Origin of the sequence: Roseobacter sp. MH60115 (genome assembly GCF_015644665.1) — a bacterium.
GTDB lineage: Bacteria > Pseudomonadota > Alphaproteobacteria > Rhodobacterales > Rhodobacteraceae > Roseobacter.
Genome location: NZ_JADOBQ010000001.1, coordinates 957754 through 972695 on the forward strand (window position 1 = coordinate 957754; position 14942 = coordinate 972695).

At 61.6% G+C, this 14942-nt stretch carries 18 protein-coding genes and 2 tRNA genes; 9 read left to right on the forward strand and 11 right to left on the reverse strand.

Annotation, left to right across the window (positions count from 1 at the left end):
• Positions 1 to 20 precede the first annotated feature (20 nt).
• From ISX84_RS04510 to ISX84_RS04520, 3 genes are all read right to left on the reverse strand, one after another.
• On the reverse strand, positions 21 to 1079 hold the full coding sequence (locus ISX84_RS04510; protein ID WP_326838697.1) for a LacI family DNA-binding transcriptional regulator: 1059 nt from the start codon (positions 1077 to 1079) through the stop codon (positions 21 to 23).
• 615 nt (positions 1080 to 1694) lie between these two features.
• Positions 1695 to 1769 (reverse strand) — tRNA-Asn (locus tag ISX84_RS04515).
• Between the two features lie 81 nt (positions 1770 to 1850).
• The gene (locus ISX84_RS04520) at positions 1851 to 2762 is read right to left on the reverse strand and encodes an MBL fold metallo-hydrolase (RefSeq protein WP_195819112.1); all 912 of its coding nucleotides are present in this window, start codon (positions 2760 to 2762) and stop codon (positions 1851 to 1853) included.
• A gap of 48 nt (positions 2763 to 2810) precedes the next feature.
• Here ISX84_RS04520 and ISX84_RS04525 point away from each other — a divergent pair, with 48 nt between their 5' ends.
• Positions 2811 to 4136, forward strand: coding sequence for an ATP-binding protein (locus ISX84_RS04525; RefSeq protein ID WP_195819113.1), 1326 nt, complete (start codon positions 2811 to 2813; stop codon positions 4134 to 4136).
• A gap of 15 nt (positions 4137 to 4151) precedes the next feature.
• Here the strand turns inward: ISX84_RS04525 and ISX84_RS04530 are convergent, their stop codons facing one another.
• Complete coding sequence (locus tag ISX84_RS04530; protein WP_195819114.1) at positions 4152 to 4949, reverse strand: hypothetical protein; 798 nt, start codon at positions 4947 to 4949, stop codon at positions 4152 to 4154.
• Positions 4950 to 5372: 423 nt separating this feature from the next.
• Entirely contained in the window at positions 5373 to 5726 is a 354-nt protein-coding gene (locus ISX84_RS04535) for a winged helix-turn-helix transcriptional regulator (protein ID WP_195819115.1), read from the reverse strand.
• Positions 5727 to 5839: 113 nt separating this feature from the next.
• Between ISX84_RS04535 and ISX84_RS04540 the strand changes: the two genes are divergently transcribed.
• The 4 genes from ISX84_RS04540 to ISX84_RS04555 all read left to right on the forward strand — a co-directional run bounded on the left by ISX84_RS04540 (position 5840) and on the right by ISX84_RS04555 (position 8704).
• Complete coding sequence (locus ISX84_RS04540; RefSeq protein ID WP_229884065.1) at positions 5840 to 6538, forward strand: glutathione S-transferase family protein; 699 nt, start codon at positions 5840 to 5842, stop codon at positions 6536 to 6538.
• Between the two features lie 20 nt (positions 6539 to 6558).
• A complete protein-coding gene (locus tag ISX84_RS04545; protein ID WP_195819116.1) occupies positions 6559 to 7266 on the forward strand; it encodes a DUF899 domain-containing protein in 708 nt (235 codons plus the stop codon).
• 248 nt (positions 7267 to 7514) lie between these two features.
• Positions 7515 to 8003, forward strand: a complete 489-nt coding sequence (locus ISX84_RS04550) for a twin-arginine translocation pathway signal (RefSeq protein WP_195819117.1) — start codon at positions 7515 to 7517, stop codon at positions 8001 to 8003.
• A 44-nt stretch (positions 8004 to 8047) separates the two neighbouring features.
• Positions 8048 to 8704 (forward strand): ferric reductase-like transmembrane domain-containing protein, encoded by a 657-nt coding sequence (locus ISX84_RS04555; RefSeq protein ID WP_326838698.1) that lies wholly within the window; start codon positions 8048 to 8050, stop codon positions 8702 to 8704.
• Here the strand turns inward: ISX84_RS04555 and ISX84_RS04560 are convergent.
• Positions 8683 to 8759 (reverse strand) — tRNA-Ile (locus ISX84_RS04560). The two genes, ISX84_RS04555 and ISX84_RS04560, sit on opposite strands and share 22 nt — an antisense overlap.
• 131 nt (positions 8760 to 8890) lie before the next feature.
• Here ISX84_RS04560 and purM point away from each other — a divergent pair.
• From purM to rnd, 3 genes are all read left to right on the forward strand, one after another.
• Positions 8891 to 9937 (forward strand): phosphoribosylformylglycinamidine cyclo-ligase, encoded by a 1047-nt coding sequence (gene purM, locus ISX84_RS04565; RefSeq protein ID WP_195819119.1) that lies wholly within the window; start codon positions 8891 to 8893, stop codon positions 9935 to 9937.
• The gene (purN, locus tag ISX84_RS04570) at positions 9934 to 10527 is read left to right on the forward strand and encodes a phosphoribosylglycinamide formyltransferase (RefSeq protein WP_195819120.1); all 594 of its coding nucleotides are present in this window, start codon (positions 9934 to 9936) and stop codon (positions 10525 to 10527) included. The genes purM and purN overlap by 4 nt, the downstream gene beginning before the upstream one ends.
• Positions 10528 to 10624: 97 nt before the next feature.
• On the forward strand, positions 10625 to 11785 hold the full coding sequence (rnd, locus tag ISX84_RS04575; RefSeq protein ID WP_195819121.1) for a ribonuclease D: 1161 nt from the start codon (positions 10625 to 10627) through the stop codon (positions 11783 to 11785).
• Between the two features lie 5 nt (positions 11786 to 11790).
• On the opposite strand, the gene ISX84_RS04580 is transcribed toward rnd, so the two are convergent.
• Positions 11791 to 12303, reverse strand: a complete 513-nt coding sequence (locus tag ISX84_RS04580; protein WP_195819122.1) for a hypothetical protein — start codon at positions 12301 to 12303, stop codon at positions 11791 to 11793.
• 124 nt (positions 12304 to 12427) lie between these two features.
• Here ISX84_RS04580 and ISX84_RS04585 point away from each other — a divergent pair, with 124 nt between their 5' ends.
• Positions 12428 to 12838 carry a SufE family protein gene (locus ISX84_RS04585; RefSeq protein WP_195819123.1) on the forward strand — a complete coding sequence of 137 codons (411 nt, stop codon included), beginning with the start codon at positions 12428 to 12430 and terminating at the stop codon, positions 12836 to 12838.
• Between the two features lie 169 nt (positions 12839 to 13007).
• Here ISX84_RS04585 and ISX84_RS04590 read toward each other — a convergent pair whose 3' ends face one another.
• From ISX84_RS04590 to ISX84_RS04605, 4 genes are read right to left on the reverse strand one after another with little or no spacing between them, the layout of a single operon-like run.
• Complete coding sequence (locus ISX84_RS04590; protein ID WP_195819124.1) at positions 13008 to 13640, reverse strand: DUF1638 domain-containing protein; 633 nt, start codon at positions 13638 to 13640, stop codon at positions 13008 to 13010.
• Complete coding sequence (locus ISX84_RS04595) at positions 13627 to 13950, reverse strand: YbjQ family protein (protein ID WP_195819125.1); 324 nt, start codon at positions 13948 to 13950, stop codon at positions 13627 to 13629. Before ISX84_RS04595 ends, ISX84_RS04590 begins: the two co-directional genes overlap by 14 nt.
• 1 nt (position 13951) lies before the next feature.
• Entirely contained in the window at positions 13952 to 14167 is a 216-nt protein-coding gene (locus ISX84_RS04600) for a hypothetical protein (RefSeq protein WP_195819126.1), read from the reverse strand.
• 43 nt (positions 14168 to 14210) lie between these two features.
• Positions 14211 to 14909, reverse strand: coding sequence for a corrinoid protein (locus ISX84_RS04605; protein ID WP_195819127.1), 699 nt, complete (start codon positions 14907 to 14909; stop codon positions 14211 to 14213).
• Positions 14910 to 14942: the final 33 nt, after the last annotated feature.

Sequence of the window (14942 nt, forward strand, 5' to 3'; positions counted from 1 at the left end):
TTGGTTCCTCCCATTGGACATCAGATGTTTGTTTGCGTTTTGAGATGCCGCGCCAACGCGGCGGGTGTCAGACGGGGCGGGCGGTCAGACCCCCGCTCGATGAGGGTGGCCGGGGCCAGCTCGCGAAGCTCTTCCGGTGCTGCCCCGCGGATGCGTTTGATCAACAGGGTCGCAAGGCGTTCCCCAGCCTGACGGCTGTTCACCGCAAATGTGGTCAGACCGGGATCGGCATAGGCGCCCTCCGGCACGCCGTCATAGGCAATTACCGAGACATCCGCGCCGATCCGTAGGCTCAGCGCCTGCGCCGCCCGGTAGGCCCCGAGGGCGGCGCGGTCCACGGCGAAGGTGATGGCCGTGGGGGGCTCAGGCAAGGCCAGCAGCGCCCGCGTGGCCATGTCCCCAGCCTGCCGTGTCAGTGCGGGCGGGCCAATAAGAGCCGGATCAAAGGCAATGCCTGCCGCCTCCAACCCTTCGCGGTACCCGCCGATCCGCAGCCTGGAATATGTGTATTCTTCACCACCTGGGACATGGGCAATCCGGGTGTGCCCGAAACTGGCGAGCCGGGTGGTTGCGGCCCGCATCGCGTCCTCGCCTTTGATATCATACCACGCACAGCCCGTGGGGTCAGCCGTCCGGCCAAACATGATGAAAGGCACGTTCTGAGCGCGCAGTATCTCGACCCGTTTGTCGCGCAGCAGCGTGCGCGGCAGGATGAAACCATCGGCTTTGTGCTCGTCCACCAGACGCGACAAGGTTTCCCGAACGCCCTTTTCGCTCTCGGCGGTGGCGATGGTGATGGTCCAGTTCTCGTCACTGGCGGCCTGGGTCACACCGGCAATGAAATTGGCCAGAAACGGGCGCGCGCTGTCTTCGTCATCGATCTGCAGGACGAGACCCAAGGAGCGCACCCGACCGGTGCGAATGGCTTGCGCATGGCTGAGTGGACGATAGCCGAGCCGCTCGGCCGCGCGGCTGATGCGCAGCCGGGTTGCCTCGGCGATATCCGGATATCCGTTCAGGGCACGGCTGACGGTGCTTTTCGTCACGCCAAGGTGTGCCGCAACGTCCGCGATCGTCACGCGGGTCCGTCCCCCCATCGGTCTTGTTGCCCCAACGGCTACATCGCCCGTCCGCACAATCTGTCCTCCTTGATCTCTCTACGCAAACCTCCGAAACCGGTTTCGGCAAGGCTTTTCGTCAAAAAATGCCTAAAGTGACGGGGAAACACCTTGTTCTGTTGGAGATCGGGTCGTCCCAAAAAGGAACGAACGCGAGTGTACCGGGAGGGCAAACGTCACCAAGAGCGTCCGCCCGCAGTAAGCAGATCAAGAGACGATTCGCAGAGGAACCAACCAGCGACGAGACAGGCCAAACGCCAGTCAGAGTAGGCTGACTCAGAGCAATCCATTCGAGTGCCCGGACGATGCTAGAGAGACATGGAAAACGAAATTAAGCAGCCTGACGGAGTTGCAGGCGTGAAGCGTGTTTTGGCCACGATTTCCGGCCTTGGGCGTATCCTACGATGTGCGTTCCCGGATCCGCATTGTTGCGAAGGGCTTGGCGCGAGGTGTCGGGTCTTTCGGAGCTACAGGCTCCTTTTGAACTTCACCTTCTCCATGTTGTAGAGATGTTGCAGAAACCAAAAAGCCGCCCTAGGGGCGGCCTGCTACTCTCTTGTGTTCCTGAAGAGATTTTGGCTCCGGCGGTAGGGATCGAACCTACGACCAATTGATTAACAGTCAACTGCTCTACCGCTGAGCTACGCCGGAACGGTTCGGGCGATATAGCAGCGGCTCTTTGCGCCGTCCAGAGTATTTTGCAGGATTTTCCGAATTTCGAACCTCGGAGCGTCAGGTCAGGTAGAAGCGTGTGTCCGCGCGCAAGGGCGCCTTGGGTGCGACCTTGTTTTTACCAATGAGATCAATCAGATGGGCCAGCACATTCCGGGAGGCAGCAGACATCAACCCGGCGGGCGTATCCCCGTATATGATGCGTGCCAGAGAGAGCGCATCCGCTGGTCCGGCCTCCAGGGCTTCGAGGATCGCCTTTTCGCGCGTCATGCGGTGCGCGATGAGCCAGTCGAGCCGTGCACGGGGGGCGTCCACCGGATCACCATGGCCGGGGTAAAACCGCCGCCATTCGGTCTTTTGCAGACGCCGACAGGAGGCCATGAAATCGGTCAGATCGCCGTCGGGTGGCGACACAAGCGAACTGGCCCAACCCATCACATGATCCGCAGTGAAACAGATGTCTCCCCACGCGAGACAGATGTGATTGCCGATATGCCCCGGTGTATGCAGGGCGCGCAACTGCCAGTCCGGTCCCCGCAGCAGCGCGCCATCTTCCAGTTCGTGATCGGGTGAAAACGCGGCGTCAATGCCCTCGCCTCCACCCATAAGACCGTCCGCTGCGAGCCGTTGCATTACCGCAGACCGACCTTTTTCCGCCGGTCCAAATCCGTAAATCGGCGCACCGCATTCCTTCTGAAGGGCAGCCGCGAGGGGAGAGTGATCGAGATGCGCGTGGCTCACGACGATGTGGGTGATCCGCTGGCCGGGTGTGAGCGCACTGAGGAGTGCTGCCAGGTGATCCTCATCCAGCGGCCCCGGGTCGATCACCGCAATCTCCGTGGTGCCCAGTAGATAGCTGTTGGTGCCGCGAAAGGTCATCGGCGAGGGGTTCGGGGCCACGACCCGCCGCACCCCGGGTTCCAACATGTCAACCGGTCCGGCGGGGGGATCAGGGTCATCGCGCTCAGGCATCTTCTTTCACTCTTTCTAATGGGCAGAGGCACCTTTAGGGTCTAGCCCATGTCGTTTCTCTGGCTCAAATACTATATGCCGCGCAGCCTTTACGCGCGGGCAGTTCTGATCCTGCTTTTGCCGGTGGTGTTCCTGCAACTGGTGGTCACCGTGCTCTTTCTGACGCGCCACTTCGAGGATGTCACGCAACAGATGACGACTGCGGTCGCACGCGAGCTGCGATTGGTCCTGGACGTGGTTGACACCGCGCCGGACCGGGGATCGATCAGCAGCCACGTGGTCGATGAGGCGTCGCAGTTGGCGATTACGGTGGACGCCGTCGATCCTGTAGAGGTGCCTGCCACGCATCTGCGCGACGTCTCCGATTTTTCCGGCCGTGTGATCGTGTCGATGTTGCCCGACGTTGTGACCCAGGTCAGTCAGATCGACCTCACCGAAAACCGCCGCGTTCACGTCTATGCCGACACCCGCCACGGCCCGGTCAGGATCAGTTTCGACCGGCGGCGCGTCTCGGCCTCCAACCCGCACCAGCTCTTCGTGAACATGGTGTTTTTCGGTGGCCTGGTGACGGTCATCGCCATTCTCTACCTGCGCAACCAACTGCGTCCGATCAAAAGGCTGGCGCGGGCGGCAGAGGCTTTCGGGCGCGGGCGGCACGAACCCTATACCCCCTCGGGCGCATCGGAAGTTCGCTCAGCGGGCAATGCGTTTCTCGACATGCGCAGCCGGATCGAACGCCAGATCGAACAGCGCACCCTGATGCTGTCAGGTGTCAGCCACGATCTGCGCACGCCGCTGACCCGCATGCGGTTGAGCCTGTCCATGCTGGAGGATGACGAGCGTGCGGCGCTGGAGCGGGATGTCGATGACATGCAGGAGATGCTCGACGCTTTTCTGAATTTCGTAAAAGGGGCAGGGGAAGGCGAGCCGGAACCTGTTGATCCACATGAACTGGTTGCGACCGTCGTGGAAAATGCCCGCCGGGCAGGGCGCAACGTAATTCTGATGCCGCCGGAGGGGGAGGGTGAGGGCACTGTGCAACTGAACCTGCTGGCGATGCGCCGTGCGCTCGACAATCTGATCTCGAACGCGGTGCGCTACGGCGCGATGGCAGAGGTTTCGGTGCTGTTGACGGAGAAGACCCTGCGCATTCGGGTGGAGGACGACGGCCCTGGTATCCCGGAAAACCGCCGGGCAGAGGCAACGCGCCCTTTCACCCGGCTCGACAGTTCCCGCAATCAGGACAAGGGCGGCGGCGTTGGCCTTGGCCTTGCCATTGCGACGGACATCGCCCGTGCGCATGGCGGCGTGCTGCGGCTGAGCTCGTCGGTGCGTCTGGGCGGGCTCCGCGCCGATATCGTGATCGCACGCTGAGCGCGTCGACAGGCTCTAGCGTTTTGCGCGCCGCAGCGTGACCAGCCCGGCCACGGCACTGAGCAGCATCCAAAGACCAAGCGGCAGGGGAACAGGCGTCGGCACCACCGGGTCCGGATCGCCGGGATCACGGCCATTGTCAGGTCTGTCGTCCGGACCGCCGTCAGGATCGTCGTCCGGATCACCTCCGAAGAGCGTCGTGGTTGTTTCCGGCCCCCCGGAGGGAGGCGGATCGAAAGGCCCAGGCGTTCTATCAGGTTCGCCGCCACTGCCACCACCGCCGCCGCTGCCGCCGCTGCCACCACCGCCGCCACCAATTTGTGGCTCGGAAAGGAGGGGTATCGACGCTACGGCAATCGGCGCATTGCGGACCAACTGATCTTGTACCACACGCGCGCCCAGGATCTGCGCCCAGAATTCGGCGCTGGAGATCGGTTCCTCTGCCACGGCGTCGTCAAAACTGACCACTTCCTTGCGGCAGGCATCAGCATAGCGGGAAAAGTAGCGATCCCATTCGGATTGTTGTGCCGGACGTCCGATTAACTCGGCCAACTTGAAGGGTGTCAATGCCTGACTGCAGGGCTCAGGCAGACAGGTGCGGGGCAACCGCATGCCCTTGCCAGTAGCAAAGAAAGCAAGATCAATATCATCCTCGGCGATACAATCGCCGCCAAGCACGTCGTTCCTGATCAGATCTGCCAGCAGGAATTCCCCAAGCGGCTCTTCGTCCACTGACGGAAGGTCGCGCACCGTGCTTGCCGTCGCGCCGGAGGCGAAAGCTGCTGCACAATAGACTGCAGCCGCTGTAAACAAGTTTACTCGCACAGAAAACACGGGCACTGCCCCTCGGTTACCAAAACAAATCGTCAACACACACGCGCCAACCCAACATGGGTCAGAACAATAGAATTTTTAGCATAAATTTTAGGAAATGTGTCAATTTTGTGGGCGCTTGGTAAACAAATAAAAGTGATTTAAATTGGGGGGATAGCGGATTTCTCGCCTTGGTTGAGGGTCAAACAACGTCGCCTCTGCCATAAATCTGCCTGATTCGTTCAGCGGAACAATCCCAGGCGGATGACACGCGGATTTCCATGAATTTTGTGCCGCTACACGCCGGGAAACTGGTTGCCAAAAACCATAAGATTTGCGCGATCTGACTGCTCACACCTGCACCTTAGGCTTGGGCAATTCTGCACTGGTACAGCCACCCCCTCTGGTCGCGCGCAGTTTGATCTACCGCTGCCCGGCCACCCACCAGTTGTGCATTTCTCGGAACATACTGGTCAGCGCCATCGCCCGATCCGTGGCCGTGTATTCCACGCGCGGCGGTACCTCTGGATAGACCTTCCGCGAGACCAGACCATCGGCTTCCAGCGCCCGCAGCTGGTTCGTCAGCATCGTCTGTGTCACGCCGTCGATCATGCGTTTGAGCTCACTAAAACGCTTCGTGCCGCGGAAAATCAAAATCTGCAGAATGATCAGTTTCCACTTGCCACCGATCAGTTTTGCAATGTCCGGCATCGGACAAAGATCATCGTTATCAATGGGTTCCATATCGCTCTTCGTCTCTGGATCATCCCGTGGCATCGGAAATCCTCTCCTCATTAGTATGGTTTTAGATACTATACCCGAAAAAACTGCCTACTTGCAAAGGCATACCGGGTTCGTATCTTCCAATCACGTTTGGTCAGGAGGATGACATGCAACTGAGGCTGCTTCAAATCAGCGGTGCGCCGCCAAGTTGGCGGGTGCGTCTGGGGCTCGCTTTCAAGGGGCTCGCAGCCGATATTCGCACCCTGAGTGCGTCGGATCGCGAAAATGAAGCCGATGACATCCGAAAGCTGAATCCGCGCGTTACGCTGCCCATTCTTGTCGCGGATGGCCTGTCGCTGCATGGCTCGCTCGCGATCCTTGCCTGGTTGGAACGCCGCCATCCGGATGTTCCCCTCTTCGGGTCGACACCCGACGCGGCCGCCGAGATCTGGCAGCTGGTCATGAGCTGCTACGACGACTTCCGAGCGGCAAACCATAAGCTGTTGAGCGTGGCATTTGCGTCGCGCGGAGAGCTGCCGCAAGCGGGCACGACCGACGCGCAGATGCTGGAGGCCGGTGCCGCGCTGGCTCATGTGGAATGCCGGGCTCTGGAGGCACGGCTGTCGGATGGTCGCCCCTACCTGTGTGGCGATCTGCCCTCTGCGGCGGACGCGCTGGTCTACCCCGAAACGCGCCTGATCGAGCGGGCCGTTGAGACCAAGGCCGCCCTGATGCGATCCGTCGGGTTCGGCGATATGCACGGCCTTTATCCATTGGTGTTCGCCTGGATGACACGCCTGAACGCCACGCCAGAGGTGGCGCGGACGCTCCCTGAACACTGGACGGAAAAATCCGCCACAGATTGACAACGGAAAGGATACTGAAGATGACACCCCACAAAACTGCATCCCGCGCAGATTGGTTGACCGCCCGCAAGGCCCTGCTTGCCCGCGAAAAGGAACACACGCGGCTCAAGGACGACATCGCCAAGGCCCGGCAGGCGCTGCCTTGGGTGAAGGTCGAGGACAGCTACATCTTCGAGACCTCCACCGGTCAAAAATCGCTGTCCGATCTCTTTGGCGGCCGATCCCAACTGATCACCTATCACTTCATGTTCGGCCCCGACTGGGAAAACCCGTGCAAGAGCTGTTCGTTCTGGGCCGATAGCTACGCGGGGCTTACGCCGCATCTGGCCGCACAGGATATCGCCTTTGTGGCGGTGTCATCCGCACCCATCGCGCGTTTGCTGCCGTTCAAGGCGCGGATGGGGTGGGACTTCGAGTGGGTGTCGTCGCGTGGCACGGCCTTCAATGTCGACTATGATGTCGGGTTTGGGCCGGATCGTCCGGACGACAGGCACAACAGCTACAATTTCGGAACCATGCAAAACCCGCATCTGGACGAGATGCACGGCACGTCCGTTTTCGCAAAGGATGATGACGGCGCGGTGTACCACACATACTCAATGTACGGTCGCGGGTTGGATGCGACCAATGCGGCCTACGCCTATATGGATCTGACCCCCAACGGCCGGCGTTCCGAGCCGCCCGAGGGCAATCCCATGGCCTGGCTGGAATACCGCGATTCCTATTGAGCCGGTTACGCGCCCCGGGGAGGTATAGTCCTCCCCGGGGCGTGTTCTGTGCGGCGAAAGCCCTGCCGCGACCGCGCGTGAAATCGCGGCGGCCCATGCGCGCAAACTGGCAAGATACCATCACGAAGCCGTGGGCGCGCTTTCCTCTCCGCCGGGGCTCTGGTAGATTTCGCTCAAAGACGGGCCGCATGAGGTCCGGCCACGTGCAGTATGACCCAACCATTCCAGATCAGTCAGGAGAAATCCGAATGACAAGAATGCCGCTCACCCGTCGAAATCTCATTGTTGCAGGCACCTCCGCCCTGGCGACCGGCGTCTCCGGGCTGCGCCTTCCCGCTGTCGCAAAATCCATTGAACCCACGCAATCCATGCGCGGCGGGTCCAACAATTATCGACCGGGCGCGCCTATCGTAGACAGGATCGGCGGCGGGGGCTTCTGGATGACCGGCACGGTGCGCCGTGCCGGTGACGGCGCACCGCTGGAAGGCCAGCGTATCCAGATCTGGGCGCATACGACCGAAGGACACGAGCGGGACCCGCAAAGCCACGGGGCCACGCTGACCAACGCCAAGGGCGAGTTCCGACTGGAGATGCCGCAGATCGTCCCGGCCTTTGGCCAGCCGCATGGCCATCTGGCCTATGACAGCGGCGATTTTGAAACCGTCTTCCTGCGTCCGGTGATGTCCAGCGCCTCGGACACCCGCCTCGAAGCGCATTTTGTCCTGACCACGGCCTGAGCCGGTTGGCGGTCCGGTCTGCCAGACGGGTTCGCGCGGTTCTGGTGTGGAGCGCCGTCGCCGCCGCCATCCTCGTGCCGCTTGCTGCCGCCTCGGCAAGCCCGTTGCTGGCATGGCGTGAACCGATCTATGTCGTGGCCGGGTTTGCGGGGATCATCGGCATGGTGCTGATGTTGATCCAGCCCCTGCTGATTGCCGGATATTTGCCCGGGGTTTCCGGGACGCTTGGGCGGCGGGTACATCGCTGGATCGGTGGATGTCTGGCCCTCGCCGTGGTCATCCACGTTGCCGGGCTCTGGATCACCAGCCCGCCGGACGTGGTCGACGCCCTTCTGTTCACCTCGCCAACCCCGTTTTCCGCCTGGGGCGTGATCGCCATGTGGGCTGTCCTGGCCACCACGCTGCTGGCGCTCTTGCGCAAACGGTTGCGCCTGGGACCGCGTATCTGGCGCCGTATCCATCTGAGCTTTGTGGTGGTTATCGTGACCGGCACCGTCGTGCATGCCGTGCTGATCGAAGGAACCATGGAAGAGGTCACCAAGCTGGTGCTCTGTGCGCTGGTTCTGGCGGCGGCCCTTCGCGTGGTGACCCGCTTCGGTCGGCTGGCCCTCAGATCGACCCCGCGCGAACGTCAATCGACCGCTGCGAAAGGGCGCTCCGGGGTGGAAAAAAGCGGTGATGGTAGGCCCGGCAGGACTTGAACCCGCAACCAAAGCGTTATGAGCGCTCTGCTCTAACCAATTGAGCTACAGGCCCACCATACCTGCGTGGGTAAGCCGCGCCGTTGGCCGCGTCAAGAGGCCGAAGAGCGCGCTCCAGACATTGCATGCGCGCGGTGAATGCTCTAACCCCCGATGCATCAAATCAGCGGCGCAAGGGACCCTGTCATGACACTGCCAAAAAACGGGATCACCTATGCGGACGCGGGTGTGGATATTGACGCGGGCAACGCTCTGGTGGATCGCATCAAACCGGCGGCAAAGCGGACGAACCGCCCCGGTGTGATGGCAGGTCTGGGCGGGTTTGGCGCGCTTTTCGACCTCAAGGGGGCGGGGTATCAGGACCCGATCCTAGTGGCGGCCACCGATGGGGTCGGGACCAAGCTGCGCATTGCCATCGACACCGGCCATGTGGACGGCGTGGGTGTCGATCTGGTGGCGATGTGTGTGAACGATCTGGTCTGCCAGGGTGCGGAGCCCTTGTTTTTCCTCGACTATTTCGCAACCGGCGCGCTCGACACCGATCAGGCGGCGCGCATCATCGAAGGTATTGCGCTTGGGTGTGAACGCGCCGGATGTGCCCTGATCGGCGGCGAGACCGCCGAGATGCCAGGCATGTATCCCGCCGGTGATTTCGATCTGGCAGGGTTTTCTGTCGGTGCGATGGAGCGTGGACAGGACCTGCCGACGGGGGTTGCCTCCGGCGATGTGCTGCTGGGGCTCTCGTCGGACGGTGTGCATTCCAACGGCTATAGTCTGGTGCGCAAGCTGGTCGAACTGTCCGGGCTGTCGTGGGAAGACGCCTGCCCCTGGGCGGATAGCTCACTGGGGGCGGAACTGCTGACCCCGACGCGGCTTTACGTGCGGCCTGCGCTGGCGGCCATCCGGGCAGGGGGCGTGCATGCGCTGGCGCATATCACCGGCGGCGGGCTGACCGAGAACCTGCCACGGGTTCTGCCCGAGGATCTGAGCGCGCAGATTGATCTGGACAGCTGGACCCTGCCACCGGTTTTTGACTGGATGGCACGCACCGGCGGCATGGCCGAAGCGGAAATGTTGAAGACCTTCAATTGCGGGCTGGGCATGATCCTCGTGGTGGCACCCGACCGGGCAGACGCCTTGACGGCCTTGTTGACCGAGCAGGGCGAGGAGGTGACGCGCATCGGCACGGTGACCGACACCGCAGGTGTGCAATATCAAGGCACGCTGCTTTGACCAAGAGGGTCGCGATTTTCATCTCAGGCAGCGGTTCCAACATGGTCAAGCTGCTCGACAGTATGCATGGGGATCACCCGGCGCGGCCCTGTGTTGTCTTGTCGAATGATCCGTCTGCGAAGGGGCTGGAGCGGGCCGAGGCGCGGGGCGTGCCCACCGAGGTGGTGCGTCACCAGCCGTTCAAGGGCGACCGCGACGCCTTTGAACATGCCATCACCGGTGCGCTCGCCCATCACGCGCCCGATATCATCTGTCTGGCCGGGTTCATGCGCAAGCTGACGGCGGGTTTTGTTGACCCCTGGCGCGGGCACATGTTGAACATCCACCCCTCGCTGCTGCCGAAGTACAAGGGGCTCCACACCCATGCCCGTGCGCTCGAGGCCGGAGACAGCCTGCACGGATGCACGGTGCATGAGGTGACCCCGGCGCTGGATGACGGCCCGATCCTGGGGCAGGCGGAGGTGCCGGTGCAGCCCGGTGATACGGTGGAGACATTGTCTGCCCGGGTGCTGGTGCAGGAACACCGGCTATACCCTGCGGTTCTGGAGCGTTTTGCCCGTGGCGATAAACGTCCGATCCTGTTGCGCTAGGTGTCCGGACATGCGGTTCTGGTCAAAGCCCCGTGCCTCGTGTAACAGATTGGTGACTGGGTATTATTGACGATCATAAAGAAAAAGAAACGCCCGAATGAAAACACTCACCACGACTGCGGAACTGGCGGCCTTTTGCACAGAGGCGGCCGGCCATGACTATGTGACCGTCGATACCGAGTTTCTGCGCGAACGCACCTATTATTCAAAGCTCTGCCTGATCCAGCTGGCCATGCCCGGCAAGGATGACAGCACGGCGGTGCTGGTCGATCCGCTGGCCGAGGGGTTGTCGTTGGAGCCGCTCTACGCGCTCTTTCGGGATACCTCCGTGGTCAAGGTGTTCCACGCCGCCCGGCAGGATTTGGAAATCTTCTACGTCGATGCGCAGGTCTTTCCGGAGCCGCTCTTTGATACGCAGGTGGCGGCCATGGTCTGCGGTTTTGGCGAGCAGGTGGGGTATGAAACGCTGGTGCGGCGGATTGCGAAAAAGCCGCTCGACAAGACATCGCGGTTCACCGACTGGTCTCGCCGCCCGCTGACGGCGGCACAAAAGACCTATGCATTGGCGGATGTGACCCATCTGCGCGAGATTTACGAATTTCTTGCCGCCAAGCTAGAGGAAACCGGACGCAGCCGCTGGGTGCATGAAGAGCTGAAGGTGCTGACCAGCCCGGACACCTATATCGTGACGCCGGAAGAGGCCTGGCGGCGGGTGAAAACACGGACCAATTCGCCCAAATTCCTCGCCGTGGTGCGGGAGTTGGCGGCTTTCCGTGAACGTCACGCGCAAGAGCGCAACATTCCCCGCAACCGCGTCTACAAAGACGATGCGCTGGTGGAACTGGCGTCAAACAAGCCCAAGAACGCCGAAGAACTGGGCCGTGCCCGGTTGCTGCTGCGCGAAGCGCGGCGCGGTGATATCGCCGAAGGCATCCTCAAGGCGGTGGCTGACGGCGTGAATTGCCCGCCTGACAAGATGCCTCAGCCGGACCGGTCGCGGGACAAGCTGCAGGTTAACCCGGCGCTGGCCGATCTGTTGCGCGTGCTGCTCAAGGCCAAGACAGAGAGCGCGGGCGTTGCCGCCAAACTGATCGCCCCGGCGTCGGATCTGGACGCGATTGCCGCCGGTCTGCGGGATGTGGCGGCCCTGCAAGGTTGGCGCAAGGAGGTTTTCGGGGCGGATGCCCTGCGCCTCTGTGAGGGCAGGATCGCGCTCTCGGCAGATGGCTCTGATGTGCGGATCGTCGCGCTCGACTGAGCGGATTATCTGCGTGATTGCAGGGCGTTGCGCGCGGCTTCCACCCGGATCGTGCGGGCACCCGAGAGCGTTTGATTGGTCACCTTGCGCGCAACGGTCACCTCGCGCGTTGCAGGCGCACCCTGCACCGTGCCGCCCCGGCGCAGACCCTGCAGGCTGTAGGTGAGCACGCCGTCGACGGCCTCGTCGTCTTCATTGCCCGGTATCAGCCGCACATCATACACGCCCTGAACAGCAGCAACGCCCGTTGCCCGGATGATCGCGCCACCGGGGACGCGTTCAATGGTCAGATCGCTGACCGTATCAATGGGTTGGCCGGCATAGGGTCTTTCTCTATTCGAAGAAAAGAGGCCCTGACGTGTGGGGATCAGCGGGTTGGTGGCCTCGGTCGAGGCTGCAACCGGCGCGGGCTCGCCGCGTCCGAACCAGTTGAACGGGTTGACCCGGCTGTCACGGATGCCGCCGCAGGCGGCAAGGATCAGGGTCGAGACCAGAAGGACGGAAACTGTCTTGCGCATGGGGCCTGCCATCAAATTCTTGTTCTCTCCCGATTATCTCATCTGATGCGTGTTGAAAAGCGTCAAGGCGGCTGGACCTTTGGCAATGCGCGCCTTACCTCAGGAACGACAAGTGAGGACGGTGATGGCACAGGCTGAATTTGAAGAACTGGTCGAAGATTTCGAGTTCCTGGACGATTGGGAAGATCGCTACCGGCTGGTGATCGAGGAGGGCAAGGGGATGGCGTCCCTGGAGGCGGCGCTGAAGGTCCCTGCGACCAAGGTGGAGGGTTGCGCCAGCCAGGTCTGGCTGCATGCGGTCACGGAGGGCGGTGTGCTGCATTTCGATGGGGAGAGCGACGCGATGATCGTGAACGGCTTGATTGCCGTTTTGCGCAAGCTCTACAACGGGCTGCCGCTGGACGCGGTCATGCGCGTGGATGCACGTCAGGAAATGGAGCGTCTGGGGTTGAACGATCACCTGTCTGCCCAGAGATCGAATGGCTTGCGCGCGATGATCGAGCGCATTCGCAGCGTGGCCGCTGCCGCCGCCTAAGCGCGCGGGCTGTCGGATGTTGCACCGGACGCGCCTTTGGTGGATCAGCTAGAAGGATGTGCCTTCGGCAAGTTGCCAAATGGGCTCGCCTTCGGCTTTTTGCTTAGTTGGCGCACTTTTGGTGCGACACTATGTTTTTCAAATTCCATCCGGAATTTGGTGACGGCCGTCAGAGATCGGCGAGACTTGTTTCCAACTCGCCGTATCCTGTGAACCGACGCTCGAAGGTCAGCCCAAGTCTCTCGGCACAAGCGCGGGCCTTTTCCGTCAGGGCCGGATCGTCGGTCTGAGCCTGATAGACCAGCTTCTCGTAATTGCCGAAATACATGTCGCGCAGTTCCGGGTGACGGTCGAGCCCCATGGGTTTGATGACAAAGGCATCGAACTGGCGCACGAGAAAATCGGTCAGGTAAAAGGTGGTGATTTCGGTTTCGCTCTGCTTCGCAAAACGATCATTGCCTTCGAAGAACGCGTAACAATGGGGCCCTGCGATCATCTCCACCCCCAGTTCCGCGCAAGCTGCCTGCAGCACCCCACCGGTGCCGCAATCGGCATAGACCACGAAGATCGTGTCATAATCATCGGCGTGTTTTGCCACAGTGTCGCGGACGGCCTTGGTGATCTTATCAGGGTAGAGGTGGTACTTGGCGGGCAGGCAGGTGAGATCCAGGTGGGTCCAGCCATTCGCCGCCTTCAGATCCAGGATCTCGCGGGCCAGCGCGCCGCAGGCGATGAGCAGCACCTTGCCTTGCCCACCTGGGGCAAGGCCCTGTTCAGTCAGGATCTCGTCACGAAGCTGCATCGAGCCGCACCGCCGTGCCGTAGGCCACAATCTCTGACGCACCGCCCATGATTTGCGAGGTCTCAAAGCGCATGTCGAGCACCGCATCTGCACCGAGTTCTTGAGCGTTGGCGATCATCCGGTCAAGCGCTTGTTCGCGGGCACCTGCCATCAGCGACGAGTACCCGGTGACCTCGCCGCCCACGAGACTCTTCAGACCAGCGACGATGTCGGTGCCGATATGCTTGGCGCGTACCGTCGAGCCGCGCACGAGGCCTAGCGTTTCTGTTGTGGGGCGCCCGGCGATTTGGGATGCTGTGACCACCAACATCTTAGTGCTTCATCCCATCGTAATGGTCTTCTTCTGCGTTGCCGAGCCGTTCGGACAGCACCCGGTAAAACACGTAGCCCGCAAGCGCCGCAGGGATCAGGGCGAGACCACCGGCAGGCACTTGAAAAGCGGTCAGCAGAAGGGCCGCCAACCAAAGGGTGATGCCAAACGCGGCAAGCACGCAGACACAGATGAGAACCAACTTGTCGAGCGACATATGACCTGTCCTTCCGATTGCGTGGCGCCCGCCTCGCGCAGGATCAGGCGCTCTTTTGGTTGTGCTTGCGCCCCACCCATTCCTTGGCGGTTTCCACCGCGACGGCGGCATCGCGGCAGTAGGCGTCGGCACCGATGGCCTTGCCGAACTCTTCATTCAATGGCGCACCACCCACCAACACAATATAGTCATCGCGGATGCCCTGTTCCACCATCGTGTCGATCACGACCTTCATGTAGGGCATCGTGGTGGTCAGCAATGCGGACATGCCCAGAATATCCGGGCCTTCCTTTTCCATGGCTTCCAGATAGGCTTCCACGGCGTTGTTGATCCCCAGATCGACCACCTCGAACCCGGCGCCTTCCATCATCATGCCGACGAGGTTCTTGCCGATGTCGTGGATGTCGCCCTTAACCGTGCCGATGACCATCTTGCCCACGCGGGGGGCGCCGGTTTCGGCCAGCAGGGGTTTGAGGATGGCCATGCCGCCCTTCATCGCGTTCGCCGCCAGCAGCACTTCGGGCACGAAGAGGATACCGTCGCGGAAATCATGGCCCACGATGGTCATGCCGCCGACCAGCGCCTTGGTCAGGATATCATAGGGCTGCCATCCGCGTTCCAGCAGGATGTTCACGGCTTCTTCAATCTCTTCCTTGAGACCGTCGTAGAGGTCGTCGAACATCTGTTGGACGAGCTCTTCGTCGTCCAGTTCCGCGAGGATGATTTCGTCTTCGTCCGACATTGGCACTTCCTAATGCGTCGCAAGAGCTGCGGT

Bases quoted from the DNA above. Each gene is read 5' to 3' on its own strand.
- ISX84_RS04520 (WP_195819112.1), bottom strand. From the start codon at position 2,762: ATGCCTGAGCGCGATGACCCTGATCCCCCCGCCGGACCGGTTGACATG.
- ISX84_RS04525 (WP_195819113.1), top strand. From the start codon at position 2,811: ATGTCGTTTCTCTGGCTCAAATACTATATGCCGCGCAGCCTTTACGCG.
- ISX84_RS04535 (WP_195819115.1), bottom strand. From the start codon at position 5,726: ATGCCACGGGATGATCCAGAGACGAAGAGCGATATGGAACCCATTGAT.
- ISX84_RS04540 (WP_229884065.1), top strand. From the start codon at position 5,840: ATGCAACTGAGGCTGCTTCAAATCAGCGGTGCGCCGCCAAGTTGGCGG.
- ISX84_RS04545 (WP_195819116.1), top strand. From the start codon at position 6,559: ATGACACCCCACAAAACTGCATCCCGCGCAGATTGGTTGACCGCCCGC.
- ISX84_RS04550 (WP_195819117.1), top strand. From the start codon at position 7,515: ATGACAAGAATGCCGCTCACCCGTCGAAATCTCATTGTTGCAGGCACC.
- purM (WP_195819119.1), top strand. From the start codon at position 8,891: ATGACACTGCCAAAAAACGGGATCACCTATGCGGACGCGGGTGTGGAT.
- rnd (WP_195819121.1), top strand. From the start codon at position 10,625: ATGAAAACACTCACCACGACTGCGGAACTGGCGGCCTTTTGCACAGAG.
- ISX84_RS04580 (WP_195819122.1), bottom strand. From the start codon at position 12,303: ATGCGCAAGACAGTTTCCGTCCTTCTGGTCTCGACCCTGATCCTTGCC.
- ISX84_RS04585 (WP_195819123.1), top strand. From the start codon at position 12,428: ATGGCACAGGCTGAATTTGAAGAACTGGTCGAAGATTTCGAGTTCCTG.
- ISX84_RS04590 (WP_195819124.1), bottom strand. From the start codon at position 13,640: ATGCAGCTTCGTGACGAGATCCTGACTGAACAGGGCCTTGCCCCAGGT.
- ISX84_RS04595 (WP_195819125.1), bottom strand. From the start codon at position 13,950: ATGTTGGTGGTCACAGCATCCCAAATCGCCGGGCGCCCCACAACAGAA.
- ISX84_RS04600 (WP_195819126.1), bottom strand. From the start codon at position 14,167: ATGTCGCTCGACAAGTTGGTTCTCATCTGTGTCTGCGTGCTTGCCGCG.
- ISX84_RS04605 (WP_195819127.1), bottom strand. From the start codon at position 14,909: ATGTCGGACGAAGACGAAATCATCCTCGCGGAACTGGACGACGAAGAG.